Origin of the sequence: Saccharopolyspora hirsuta (genome assembly GCF_008630535.1) — a bacterium.
Classification (GTDB): domain Bacteria; phylum Actinomycetota; class Actinomycetes; order Mycobacteriales; family Pseudonocardiaceae; genus Saccharopolyspora; species Saccharopolyspora hirsuta.
Map to the genome: position 1 here is coordinate 511868 of NZ_VWPH01000004.1, position 12949 is coordinate 524816.

The 12949-nt window shown below is 68.4% G+C and carries 11 protein-coding genes; 7 read left to right on the forward strand and 4 right to left on the reverse strand.

Going from position 1 to position 12949, the window contains the following annotated elements; all coding sequences use genetic code 11:
* Nucleotides 1–91 precede the first annotated feature (91 nt).
* Entirely contained in the window at nt 92–1465 is a 1374-nt protein-coding gene (locus F1721_RS10645) for an MFS transporter (protein WP_170301438.1), read from the reverse strand.
* Nucleotides 1466–1614: 149 nt separating this feature from the next.
* A complete protein-coding gene (gene acnA / locus F1721_RS10650; RefSeq protein WP_150066431.1) occupies nt 1615–4227 on the reverse strand; it encodes an aconitate hydratase AcnA in 2613 nt (870 codons plus the stop codon).
* Nucleotides 4228–4422: 195 nt separating this feature from the next.
* Here acnA and F1721_RS10655 point away from each other — a divergent pair, with 195 nt between their 5' ends.
* The 5 genes from F1721_RS10655 (at nt 4423) to F1721_RS10675 (ending at nt 9483) form a co-directional block, all read left to right on the forward strand.
* Nucleotides 4423–5418, forward strand: a complete 996-nt coding sequence (locus F1721_RS10655) for a Bug family tripartite tricarboxylate transporter substrate binding protein (protein WP_150066432.1) — start codon at nt 4423–4425, stop codon at nt 5416–5418.
* A complete protein-coding gene (locus F1721_RS10660) occupies nt 5415–5888 on the forward strand; it encodes a tripartite tricarboxylate transporter TctB family protein (protein ID WP_150066433.1) in 474 nt (157 codons plus the stop codon). Before F1721_RS10655 ends, F1721_RS10660 begins: the two co-directional genes overlap by 4 nt.
* Nucleotides 5888–7378 (forward strand): tripartite tricarboxylate transporter permease, encoded by a 1491-nt coding sequence (locus F1721_RS10665; RefSeq protein ID WP_150066434.1) that lies wholly within the window; start codon nt 5888–5890, stop codon nt 7376–7378. Before F1721_RS10660 ends, F1721_RS10665 begins: the two co-directional genes overlap by 1 nt.
* Nucleotides 7379–7459: 81 nt before the next feature.
* Nucleotides 7460–8332, forward strand: coding sequence for a GntR family transcriptional regulator (locus tag F1721_RS10670; protein ID WP_246154628.1), 873 nt, complete (start codon nt 7460–7462; stop codon nt 8330–8332).
* Between the two features lie 692 nt (nt 8333–9024).
* Nucleotides 9025–9483, forward strand: coding sequence for an Hsp20/alpha crystallin family protein (locus tag F1721_RS10675; RefSeq protein WP_150066498.1), 459 nt, complete (start codon nt 9025–9027; stop codon nt 9481–9483).
* Between the two features lie 543 nt (nt 9484–10026).
* Here F1721_RS10675 and F1721_RS10680 read toward each other — a convergent pair.
* A complete protein-coding gene (locus tag F1721_RS10680) occupies nt 10027–10833 on the reverse strand; it encodes a helix-turn-helix domain-containing protein (protein ID WP_246154629.1) in 807 nt (268 codons plus the stop codon).
* A 248-nt stretch (nt 10834–11081) separates the two neighbouring features.
* On the opposite strand from F1721_RS10680, the gene F1721_RS10685 reads away from it, so the two are divergent.
* Both F1721_RS10685 and F1721_RS10690 read left to right on the forward strand, forming a co-directional pair.
* Nucleotides 11082–11465 carry an MmcQ/YjbR family DNA-binding protein gene (locus F1721_RS10685; RefSeq protein ID WP_150066436.1) on the forward strand — a complete coding sequence of 128 codons (384 nt, stop codon included), beginning with the start codon at nt 11082–11084 and terminating at the stop codon, nt 11463–11465.
* A gap of 14 nt (nt 11466–11479) precedes the next feature.
* Nucleotides 11480–11836 carry an MmcQ/YjbR family DNA-binding protein gene (locus tag F1721_RS10690; protein WP_211840410.1) on the forward strand — a complete coding sequence of 119 codons (357 nt, stop codon included), beginning with the start codon at nt 11480–11482 and terminating at the stop codon, nt 11834–11836.
* 121 nt (nt 11837–11957) lie between these two features.
* On the opposite strand, the gene F1721_RS10695 is transcribed toward F1721_RS10690, so the two are convergent.
* Complete coding sequence (locus tag F1721_RS10695; RefSeq protein WP_150066438.1) at nt 11958–12290, reverse strand: hypothetical protein; 333 nt, start codon at nt 12288–12290, stop codon at nt 11958–11960.
* Nucleotides 12291–12949: the final 659 nt, after the last annotated feature.

Consider the following 12949-nt stretch of genomic DNA (forward strand, 5'->3'; position numbering starts at 1 on the left):
ACGACCCGGCCGAACGATCCGAGCCGTCCGCAACCATAACCCATGGTGCCATTCTGTGGAACTATCGTGCCATCAGGTGGACCTTCCCTCCCTAGTTGATCGCCCTCTCCGCGGACGAGCGGGCCAGCACGTCGGTCTCGCGGGTCTCCCGGGCCACGGCCACGGTCACCACGGTGATGGCGCAGGTCGCCAGCAAGAAGATGACGACACCGATGATGTTGTGGTCGAACCACAGCAGCAGCGCACTGGCCACCACCGGGGCGAGCCCACCGGTCAGCACGGTGCCGATGTTGTTGGCGACCCCGACGGCGGTGAAGCGGACCTTGGTGGTGAACAGCTCCGCGAAGAACGCCGGCTGGGACCCCAGCACGGCCGACTGCCCGATCCCGAGCGTGATCAGCAGGGCCAGCCACACCAGCCAGGCGATCTCGGTGTCCACCATGAGGAAGAAGGGGTAGCACGCGATCGCCATGACCGCCGCCCCCAGGATGCTCACCGGCCTGCGGCCCCACCGGTCCGACAGCGCCCCGAACAGCGGCACCGAGACGAGCTTGACCGCGGAGACGAACATGACGCCGGTCAGCACCGGCCCCGTCGAAAGCCCCGCATCCTCGGCGTAGGCGACGGAGAACGTGCCGAACACGTAGTACCCGCAATTCTCGGCAGCACCCGCGCAGATGACGATGATCATCTCCTTGGGGTACTTCCGCCACGACTCCACGAACCGGCTCTGCGCCAACCGCTCACGCCACGAGGGACGCGGCGACTCCGGCCCGGCACCGCGCTCGGCGGCCTGACGCCGCAGCTCCCGCCGGAACTCCTCCGGCTCCTCCAGCGACCTGCGCACCCACAGCCCGAACAACGTCAGCACAGCGCTGAACAGGAACGGAACTCGCCATCCCCAGTCGAGGAACGCCTGTTCCGACAAGGTGGTCGACGCGAGCGCCATCGCCCCCGTGGAGAACAACGAGCCCGCTCCGGTACCGATGGCGGGCAGGCTGGCCAGCAATCCGCGCGAGCGGGTCGGTGCGGTCTCGAACATGAGGACCAGGGCGCCCGTCTTCTCCCCACCGGCAGCGAATCCCTGCACGAAGCGCAGCAACGTCAGCAGGAACGGGGCGGCGAAACCGATCGCCTCGTAGGTCGGTAGCAGACCGATCCCGGTGGTCGCGATGCCCATCAGCAGCAGGGTGAGCACCAGGACGTGCTTGCGCCCCTTGCGGTCGCCCAACTCTCCGAAGTAGGCGCCGCCGAGCGGGCGCCCGAGGAAGCCGATGGCGAACGTGCCGAAGGCGGCGATCGTGCCCACCAGCGGATCTCCGCCGGGGAAGTAGAGCTTGTTGAACACCAACGAAGCCGCGGTGGCGTACAACGCGAAGTCGTACCACTCCACCGTCGTGCCGAGAACTCCCGCCGCGATCACCCGCGGCTGGAACGCAGAGCGCTGTCTGCCTGGCGTGCCCATAGGGACTCCCTTGTCACCCCGTCGTACCGCCTGGTGGTACGAATGTGTCATCAGGCGGACAGGATCGTACGGTGGGGCCCACGGCCTGACAAGACCGGAGAAGAGCCCCCGGCCGCCGCGCTCGACGGCACCCGGGGAACCGCGGGGGATCAGCCGAGCACCCGGCGCACGACGTAGGGCAGGGTTCCGCCGTGTTCGAGGTAGGACACCTCGTTGCGGGTGTCCAGCCGGAGTTCGAGTTCGATGCGGTCGGTGCTGCCGTCGGCCCGGTTCAGGTCGAGGTGCACCGCGTTCGTGCCGACGCGGAGTCGGTCCAACCCGGTCAGGTCCAGTTCCTCGCGCCCGGTGAGGTCGAGACCTTCGGCGGTGAGCCCGTCGGGCAGGCGCAGCGGCAGGACTCCCATCCCGATGAGGTTCGAGCGGTGGATGCGTTCGAAGCTCTCGGCGATCACGGCGCGCACACCGAGCAGGGCTTGCGCTTTGGCCGCCCAGTCCCGGCTGGATCCGGCGCCGTAGTTGCGCCCGGCGACCACCACGAGCGGAACTCCCGCATCCCGGTAGGTCGGCGCGGCCTGGTGGACCGGCAGGACCCGAGAACCGTCGGCGGTGCGGGCCAGCGCTCCGCGCTGCTCGACGTCGAGGAGTTCGTTGCGCACCGTGGGGTTGGTGAACGCCCCGCGCACCATCACCTCGTGGTTGCTGCGCCGGGTCGAGTACTGGTTGAACTCGCTCGGCAGCACTCCGCGTTCCCGCAGGTAGTCCCCCGCGGCACTGTCCTTCGGGATCGCTCCGGCAGGCGAGATGTGGTCGGTGGTGACGTCGTCACCCAGCCGCAGCAGCACCCGAGCACCGGTGATGGCCGACTGCTTCTCGGGTTCCGCGGACAGACCGACCAGGTAGGGCGGACGGCGGATGTAGGTCGACTCCGGGTCCCACGCGAACCGCACTCCCCCTCGATCCGGAAGTTCCCGCCAGTGCACGGTGCCGTTCCGCAGACTCGCGGTGTTGGCCGCGAACATCTCCGGCGACACCGATTCGGCCACCACCCGGGCCACTTCACCGTCGCTGGGCCAGATCTCGCTCAGCAGCACGGGCTCGCCGTCCACGTCACGGCCCAGCGGGGTGTCGAAGTCGTGCAGGACGGTACCCGCCAGCGCATAGGCCACCACCAGCGGCGGCGAGGCCAGGTAGGCCAACGAGACCTGCGGATTGAGCCGCCCGCCGAAGTTGCGGTTGCCCGACACCACCGCGACGGGCTCGAAACCGCGCTCGACCAGATCCGCGATGCCCGGGTGCAGCGCCCCGGAGTTGCCGATGCAGGTCATGCACCCGAAACCGGCGATGTCGAAGCCGATCGCGCTCAACGGCTCCAGCAGGCCCGCGCGCCGCAGGTAGTCGGCCACGACCCGAGAACCGGGCGAGAGCGAGGTCTTCACCCAGGGCTTGACGTCGAGCCCGCGCTCGACCGCGCGTCGCGCGAGCAGCCCGGCCCGCACCATCAGATCGGGGTTGGCGGTGTTGGTGCAGCTGGTGATCGACGCGATCGCCACCGCACCCGCGGGCACCGGTTCACCGAAGGCGTCCGACTCCGCAGGCCGACCACCGGACTCCGCGCGGAAGGACGCCGGAACCTGCGACAGCGGAACGCGCTGGTGCGGTAACCGCGGCCCGGCCAGGCTCGGCTCCACGGCGTCCAGATCGAGCACGAGCTCCTCGTCATAGCGCGGCGAGGGCGTCTCGTCGTCGCGGTAGAGGCCCTGCGCACGCAGGTAGCCCGCCACGAGCCCGCGGTGCTCCCGGGTCCGCGCCGTCAGTTCCAGATACCGCGCCGTCTCGTCATCGAACGGGAAGAAGGCGCACGTAGCACCGTACTCCGGCGCCATGTTCGACACCGCGGCACGCGCGGCCCAACCCAGCGCCGCGATCCCGGGGCCGGTGAACTCCACGAACTTGTCCACCACGCCGTGCGCGCGCAGCTTCTCGGTGATGGTGAGCGCCAGGTCGGTGGCGGTCACGCCGCCGCGCAACCGCCCCTCGAGCCGGACGCCGAGCACCTCCGGGAACCGGATCACCACGGGCTCGCCGAGCATCGCCGCTTGCGCCTGCAGGCCGCCGACGCCCCACCCGAGCACGCCCAGCGCGTTGATCATCGGCGTGTGGCTGTCGGTGGCCACCAGGAGGTCGGGGTGCAGCAGGCCCTCGTCGTCCCACACGACGCGGGCCAGCGATTCCATGTTGATCTGGTGGATGATCCCCGTCGCGGGCGGTACCACGCGGAAGTTCTGCAAGCTGCCCTGGGCCCACTTGATGAACTCGTAGCGCTCGCGGTTGCGCCGGAAGTCGATGCGCAGGTTGTTCTCCAGAGCCTGCGGCGTGCCGTACTCCTCGACGATCACCGAGTGGTCCACGGTCAGGTCCGCCGGGATCGCCGGGCCCACCGCGGCCGGGTCACCGCCGAGTTCGGCGACCGCGTCGCGCATCCCCGCGAAGTCGGCGAGGGCGGGCAGGCACGTGGTGTCGTGCAGCATGATCCGGTTCGGGTGGACGGGGAGCTCGCAGTCCGCTCCCCCGCGCACGCGCCCGATCACGGCGGGCAGGGTGCCCGGGGCCCGCCGGGCGACGTTCTCCAGCAGGATCCGCGTGACGAACGGGAGCTCGCGCAGCTCATCCGCAGGTAGCAGCCGGGCGAGCGGCAGGTACCGGAACCTCCGCCCGCCGAGGGCGAGCTCGGCCGTGGCCACCTGGGATGCCGTGACGTCCATCAGCAGTTTGTCCTTTCTCGCACTCCTGAACATCGATTCTCAGCGAACCTTCGGCGAACCCGTTGACGAGTCGATGTTCCGACAATATTGTCTCACTCCGCGTTTTAAAACAATATGAGGAGGAGTGCGCATGCCGATCAACGCCGATCGTTGCCCGCAGGGCCCCGTCGCGAGCCGGACGACGGAGGCCCACCGATGACCGTCCGCACGGCGCTCACCCGGGGCTGCGCCGCGGTGGTGGGCATCGCCCTGATCGGCGCCGGGGTCGGCGAGGCCTGCGAAGCAGCCCGCCCCAGCGCGGGCGTGCGGGACAAGCTGCGCATCATCGCCCCGGCCGCGCCCGGTGGCGGCTGGGACACCACTGCACGCGAACTGCAGAACGCCGCCGAGGCCAACGGGCTGACCGGCACCAGCGAGGTGCTCAACATCGAAGGCGCGGGCGGCACCATCGGCCTGGCGCGCTTGGTCAACCAGCCCGGCGACACCAACACCCTGATGCTCACCGGCACCACCATGCTCGGCGCGGTCGAGATCAACGGGTCCCCCGCCGAGGTGGGCGACACCACCCCCATCGCCAAGATCACCGAGGACTTCGACGCCATCGTGGTGCCCGCGGATTCACCCCTGCGCACCACAGACGACCTGGTGCGCGCCTGGCGCTCGGCCCCGGGCGCGCTCGCGGTCGGCGGCGGCTCGATCGGGAGCCTCGACCACCTGCTCGCGGGCTCCCTCGCCGGTGAAGCGGGCGTCGGACCGGCCGGGCTGAACTACATCGCGCACTCCGGAGGCGGGGAGATGGTCGCCTCGCTGCTGGGCGGGCACCTCGACGTCGGCTTCGCCAACACCAACGAGATCAGCGACCAGGTCGAGACCGGTGAGCTGCGCGCGCTGGCAGTGGCCTCCCCCGAACGCTCGGAGGACCTTCCCGACACGCCGACGTTGCGCGAGCGGGGAATCGACATCGCGATGTCGAACTGGCGCGGGCTGGTCGCCGCACCGGGCCTGGATCCCGAGCGCAAGCGCGAGATGCAGGAATACGTGGCGCACCTGGTGAGTACGCCGCAATGGCGCGACGCCCTGGCCAACAACAACTGGCTGAACGCCTTCCAGACCGGCACCGAGTTCGAGCAGTTCCTGCGAACCGACACCGAGAACATCCGCCGCATCACCACGAGATTGGGACTGTCATGACCTCGACCGCACCGACGACCCGGCGCGGCGCCGGGCAGTGGACGCTGACCGCCCTGGTGATCGCCATCGGCTGCCTGCTGGTCATCGGCGGGTTCCGGTTACCGCTGCCCCTCAACGTCGGATACCTCGGCCCCCAGTGGTTCCCGATCGGCATCGGCGCCGTCCTCATCCTGCTCGGCTGCCTGCTGCCGCTCCAGCGCGAGCGCACCGAAGAACCCGAACCCACCGATGACTGGCGCGCTTTCGGCATCGTCGTCGCCACGCTCGCCGCGCACGTGCTGCTGCTGAGCCTGGTGGGCTGGATTCCCGCGGGGATCGTGCTGTTCTGGGGCGTGGCGCGGGCGCTGGGCGGTCGGCGCGGCCTGTTCGATCTCGGGGTGGCCGCGGTGTTCTCCTGCACCGTCCAGTTCGCCTTCTCCGCCGGGCTGGGCATCGCGCTGCCGGTCGGCGCACTGCTGGAGGTGGGCTGATGGAAGCGTGGAACCTGCTGCTCGCCGGGTTCGCCGACGCGCTGACCCCGCTGAACCTGCTGCTGTGCCTGGTCGGGGTCGCGCTGGGAACCGCCGTCGGGGTCCTGCCGGGGCTCGGCAGCTCGATGGCGGTGGCCCTGCTGCTGCCGCTGACGTTCACGCTGGAACCGACCGGTGCGTTCATCATGCTGGCCGGGGTGTACTTCGGCGGGCAGTTCGGCGGCTCCACCACCGCGATCCTGCTCAACACCCCGGGCCAGTCCTCATCGATGGCCACCGCGTTCGAGGGCTTCCTGATGGCCCGCGCCGGGCGCGCGCCGCAGGCGCTGGCCACCGCCGCGATCGGCTCCTTCGTCGGTGGCACCATCGCCTGCATCGCCGTGGTGTTCTTCGCGCCGTTCCTCGTCGACTTCGCCCTGGAGTTCGGCCCGGCCGAGTACTTCGCGCTCGCGGTGTTCGCCTTCGCGGCCACTGCCGCGGTGGTCGCGGACTCGGCCGTGCGCGGGCTGATCGCGCTCGGGCTCGGCCTGGCGCTGGGCGTGGTCGGCATCGACCAGCAGACCGGCGTCGCCCGCTACACCTTGGGGTCGGACGCCCTGCTCGACGGCATCAGCGTGGTCGTGGTGACGGTCGGCGTGCTCGCCATCGGCGAAGTGCTGCACGTCTCGGTCCGCGCCCGCAACTCCGACCGGCTGCAGGACATCGAGCCCGGAAGGCCGTGGCTGGGACGAGCCGACCTGCGCAGCTCGCTGCTGCCGTGGCTGCGCGGCACGGGGATCGGGCTGCCCTTCGGCGCGATCCCCGCTGGCGGATCGGAGATCCCGACGTTCCTCTCGCTCGGGCTGGAACGACGTCTGGCCGCCCGGCGCGGCAGCTCCCAGTTCGGCCGGGGCGCCATCGAGGGTGTCGCCGCACCAGAAGCGGCCAACAACTCCACCACCGCTGTCTCCCTCGTACCCCTGCTCGGCCTGGGCCTGCCCACCTCGGCGACCACCGCGGTGATGCTCGGCGCCTTCCAGCAGTACGGGATGCAACCCGGACCGCTGCTGTTCGCCGACGAGGGCGAACTGGTCTGGGCCCTGCTGGCGAGCCTGTTCATCGGCAACGTTCTGCTGCTGGTGCTCAACCTGCCGTTCGCACCGCTGTGGGCCAAACTGCTGCGGATCCCCCAGCACTACCTCTACGCCGCGATCGCGGTCTTCGCCACGCTCGGCGCCTACGCCGCAAAACTCGCGATCTCCGACGTCGTGCTGGTCTACGCGGTCGGCCTGCTGAGCTTCCTGCTGCGGCGGAACGGCGTACCGCTGGCCCCGGTGCTGATCGGGGTGATCCTCGGCCCCCTGGCCGAACGCGAGCTGCGGCGCGCCATGGCACTGGGTCAAGGCGACCCGGGCGTGCTGCTGGACAGCCCGATCGCGGTGGTCCTCTACGCGGTGCTGGTGGTCGCCGTGGCCGGAGCCCTGCTGCTGCGCCGCCGTTCCCGCACGTGACCGTGCTGGCCGCGCCGCCGTCGACGACGTGGCCAGCGGCGCGGCTAGCATGACAGCAGCGAACGAGACACCGAGGAGACGATGGCCCCGACGATCGCGATGCAGGTGATCGACCTGCTGCGGCGCTCCGAGCTCGACCGCGGCGCGCACGTGCGCGAGCAGTGGGTCGCCAACTCGCTGGGCACCTCCCGCTCACCGGTGCGCAAAGCCCTCGCCTACCTGGCGGAGCTCGGCCTGCTGACGCGCGAACCCAACCGCGGCTACTTCCTCGAGCGATCGGCGGGCGAACTCGGAGGCGTCGAACTCTCAGCAGGTGAGGACGTCGAGGAGGACGCCTACTTCCGCATCGGCGACGACCACCTGACCGGACGGCTGGAGGCGAACTTCACCACCGCGGAGATCGGCCGCCGCTACGACCTGACCACCCGGCAGGCCGAGCGGGTGCTCGCGCGGATGGAGCGGGAGGACCTCCTCCGACGGCGGCCGGGGCGCGGCTGGCAGTTCCAGCACGTGCTCACCACCGCGGAAGCGCACGCCCAGAGCTACCGGTTCCGGATGATCGTCGAACCCGCCGCCGTGCTGGAACCCGGCTTCACCGTCGACGCCGAGTCCTTCGCCCTGCACCGCAAGCAGCAGGAGCAGCTGCTGCGCGGCGACGCCCTCCTGCTGCCCCGCGGCGAGCTGTTCCGGGTCAACGCCGAATTCCACGAGATGATCGTGGGCTGCTCGGGCAACGCCTACCTCCTGGAATCGGTGCGCCGGGTCAACCGCGTGCGCCGACTCATCGAATACCGCCACCAATCCGAACGCCAACGCCTGGTCCACCAGGCGGAAGAACACCTGCGCCTGCTCGACCTCCTCGAATCCGGCGACCTCACCGCAGCCTCGCAGTTCCTCCACGCACACCTCGACGCGGTCCGCATCCGCAAGACCCGGTCCCGCACGCCGAACTAACACCTGCGGGACTAGTGGTGGGTTCACCAATACCGGGGTCCCAGATCGCGAAAAGGCGCCATTGCAGCATTACCGCCACACGATGAGCCGCAGGCGGCAGAAACGGGCAGGCAATGCCGGGAACACGGGAAACATCGCCCCAGGGCATTGGCAATGGCATCACAGTCGGCGGCACATGGGAAGGACTCGAAGTCAGGGCTCCTGCGGTCGGCGGCACCCCAGCGGGGGCAGCTGGACCGGCGACACGCAGTGAAAGCTGTTGCACGCGGCCTCCAACGGCGCCTCCGATGTCGACGCCGGGGTCCCGGTGCCGATGCGGCATCACCAACTGCATTCGGCATGGTCCAGCTCGCTGAATTCGACTGCCCCCCGGGGCGGCCAGGGCTTGATCGTCGAAGCGAAAGGCCACCCGTCGGCCCTGCTGCCGAGAAGCTTTGCGCCACCGGCGGATCGCGCCTTCTCCAGCGAGGAGATACACCCGTGTGGGGGATGGCGAAGGTTGAAAACCCGATTCGCCGTGAGCAGAATGAAGGTGTCTGGATCGAGCATTCCTCGGTTGAGGAGGTGGAGATCGCAGAACACGGTATCCGGCGGACGTGGCCTTTGCCGGGCTTGCTGATCACGCCCGCCGAGCGCTCTCGGAAGTTGTCACTTCGGGTCTGATCGCGGTTTACCTTCGGAAGGAAGTGAGGATCTTGCTGCAGTTCGACCCGTTCCGCGACTTCAGCCGGTTGGCCAACGAGGTGTTGACCGCCACCCGGGCACCCCAGGCGATGCCGATGGACGTGTACCGCCTCGGTGACCACTACGTGATCGAGTTCGACCTGCCCGGCGTGGACCCGGACTCGTTGGACCTGGTCGCGGAGAACAACACGCTGACGGTGCGCGCCGAGCGCAAGACCGCGGCGCACGGCAGCGAGAAGGCCGAGCCCAGCTACCTGGCCGCCGAACGGCCGCGAGGCACGTTCAGCCGACAGCTGATGCTGGGCGAGGGCGTGGACCTCGGTGGCATCGCCGCTGACTACAAGGACGGCGTGCTGACCGTGACCGTGCCGGTCGCCGAGCAGGCCAAGCCGCGCCGCATCGAGATCGGCCACGGCAGCGGCGAGCGCAAGGTGATCGAGGGGTCCACCGAGGAAACGCGCACCTGACCACGCTGCGCACGACGAGGTGGCGGTTCCGGCCAAAACACCGTCCGGCCGGAACCGCCGCGAACACCCGACAAACCCCTCCGCCAACAGCAACCCGACCGGCCGACTGGCCACCTCGACAACGGCTCGGGCCAGGACGCGACGCGGTCCCCACGTGCCTCCGCGCAGGCAATTCGTCGACCGCGCTATCTCCGGCTTCACCGACCGGACCGGGTGCCGCTGGTGCCTGTCGTCCTATGTGGATATGGCCACCCACACCGCCGTGCAGGCCAAAACCGACAGGCTGCACGCAGCCGGTATGTCCCTGATCTACGTGTCCAACGCTCTGCGCGCCACAGCTCCACTCCAGGCGGTGCAAGCCGTGATCGCCGAAGACCGGCCCTCCGCACGCATGATCCTCGACTTCGGGTGCGGCACCCCCGGGACCTCGCCAGCCGAGCACCTCTCGTTCGCGGTCGCCCCACGACGAGGTGAGCCACTCCTGGTATCACCGCTCGATCTCCGAGGCGAGCTCGAGGAGAAGCCGTTGCGCAGCCGGAAAGGCTAGGGGTCGTTCCGGGTTCTGTAGGCGGCGGGGGTGAGTCCGGTGCGCTGGCGGAAGAAGCGGCCGAAGTTGGCGGTGTCGGTGAAACCGAGGTGCGCGGCGACCGCGTGAACGCTCCACCGGGAGTGGCGGAGGAGACGGCGCGCTTCGAGCAGCCGCCGTTCGTTGATGACCTCCCGCGCTCCCCTTCCCGTAGCCATCTGGGCGGCGCGGCTGAGAGTGCGGACCGAACAGCCGAGCATCGTCGCGTAGTCCTCGACTCGGTGCACTTCTCGGAAGTTCAGCTCAACAGCGTCCCGGAACCGTTCGTAGGTGTGGTGCCGATCTGGGCCGAGCGGCGCGGCACCTGGCGAGTGAGCGAGACGCAGCAGCAGGGCTTCCAGGAGGCTGCAGCGCAGGGCGTGGTGCGCCGCGAGCGGACGGCGTCCCAGCGCGCGGTGTTCATCGAGAAGCTGGTACGCCGTCTGTTCCAGCCAGGGGACGTCGTCGGGATGCGGTGTCAGGACAGCGGGGGCGTCGTGCGCGGTGAAGGGGGCCAGCACGCGGGCGGTGTCGGGCCGGATGACCTCCGGCTCGAACAGGATGAAGGGACCGCGCGCGGTGCTGGGATCGTGCCAGCGCTGCACGTGCCCGGCGCGCACCCACAGCCACTGACCAGGAACAACGGTGCGGGTGACGTGGTCGACGTCGTGCCGCAGCACACCCTCGGTGACCAGGATCAGGTAGTGGAACGTCGCCCGTCCAGGACGAGGGGGATTCCACGGCCAGTCGTCGTGGTGGGCGCAGAAGTCCTCGACCGTGGTCACTTCCAGGCCGTGCGGGGTCCCGACCGGCGGTTGGAAACCGTGAAGCGGGACGGAAGCCGACTCGGCACGGGCGATGGGACGGGGCGACGAGGAGGAGCCCTGCTCCGGCCTCGCGCGGTGTCTGCTGCTGACCATAACGTGTTCGCACAGTACCAGTGAAGTCCTCGAACGCGCGGAAAGAATGGGGAGGGCAGCCCGATGACCTCGTCGGGCGCCTTCAGCGGTCCGGGCGGAGGGAGTTGACGACCGTGGACGGAGAGACGTTGTGGAAGACCGCGGCCGACTGCGCCGAGGAGCTGCCCGGGGCCGGTCTGGAGCACCCCTTCGGGGACGACTGGGAGGTCTTCAAGGTTCGCGGCAAGGTCTTCATGCTGATGACCGAGGTTCCCGGACGCCCCGTCGTGATCCTCAAGGCGGACCCTGCCGAGTCACTCGCCCTCCGCGAGCAGTACGAGAACATCACCCCTGGCTACCACATGAACAAGAAGCACTGGATCACGGTGGAGGGCGGGGACGCGATCGGTGCTCAGCTGGTCGAGGAGCTGGTGACCGAGTCCTACCGCCTGGTGGTCGGCAAGCTCCCGAAGTCCCAGCGGCCTGTCGACCCGCACACCTACGGCCGCGCGTCCTGACCTGCGTCATGGCGATGAGCGGCGAGCAGCTCCAGGACACCGCGCGCGAAACGGCCCGCGCGCTGCCGGGGGTGAGCCACGGGCGCCCCTTCACCGAGCAGCTGGACGTCTACAAGGTGGCGGGCAAGGTCTTCCTGATCATCACGGACGACCCGGACGACCTCGCAGTCACCGTCAAGGCGGAACCGGAGTACGGTCGACTGCTGCGAAGCCAGCACACGTCGATCACCCCGGGCCGCTACCTCGACAAGCAGCACTGGATCTCCCTGGCAGCTGGCCCGGACATCACCCAGGACCTGGTCGCCGAACTCGTCGACGACTCCTACCACCTCGTCCTGGAGACCGTTCCGCGGAAGCGCCGCCCCGGATAGACCACCGACCGAAACCACGGACTCGCAAATGAGACACCAAGAACAACCGCCGTCCCTAACAGCGGTCGATGATGCCTCGTGGACCCGATGGCGAACACTGACCCACAGTCACGGGTACTCATCACTGAAGCGAGGGGAAGAAATCCACATCCTCCCAGTCATCTTCAAATGCTTCAAGCATCACTTCGTAGGCCCGCACCCGACGCAGGTCGCCGTCCTGACGAAACCCGTTCAACGCGACCTCCAGATATTCTTTCATCCAGGCCCACCTGAATCGGTAGCCGAAGTACTGACAAACCTCGATAAGACCAGACCCCCTACAGTTCACAAGAATCCACTTGATGCTGGATTCGATATCTCGACGCGCCGCATCTGAGTCGATCTCGCGCACGATTTCGTCAAGCATAGGGTCGATCGTCAGAGTCGAATTGCTGGACTCGAGCTCCTCCATCACCTCCAGAAGCCTATTTACACCCGGTGGGCGCTTCGCAAGCTCATCCACAACAAATCACTCCCATCAACAAGAGACCACCATCGTTCCTTGTATGTGCTTCCTCGAACATCGAAGCCGGCCCTGCGGAACGCTTCTTCGGCTGCGCGTTTCGGACTGCCACCACTCGGCCGATAGTGGCCCGACCGGTTATCGATCCACTTCAACCCCCCAGAATAGAGCTTAAACTCCCCCGCAGCCAGAACGTCCCCACCTTGAGCTAGATCAATGTGACCATAAAGGTCATCCTGCCGAATAACACGCAACTCCTGGTTTGACATCACCGTATATGAACTTGCCCGCAGACCTCGAATGGATTAGTTCCCCTACCGGTATCGGCGTCACCGGACGCGGCGGAAGCAGTTCGATCAACCCACTGCTGCGGACCGGTTCAACACAACGGCAGCAGCCCGGCCGCTAGTCAGCGACGGGGCAGCTGGTCACGACTCAACCCGGACGAAAAACCCCAGAGGACACAAGGAAGAACATAGCCAGCGATCAACCCACCAACAAGCATAGATCCCGACATAACACGTGATCGTGATCTCCTTGACAGGCCGCAGCGCCCGCGCGTGACTTCGCACGCAGGACTTCTTGCCCCGGGAAAACATGGCTTGGTCAGG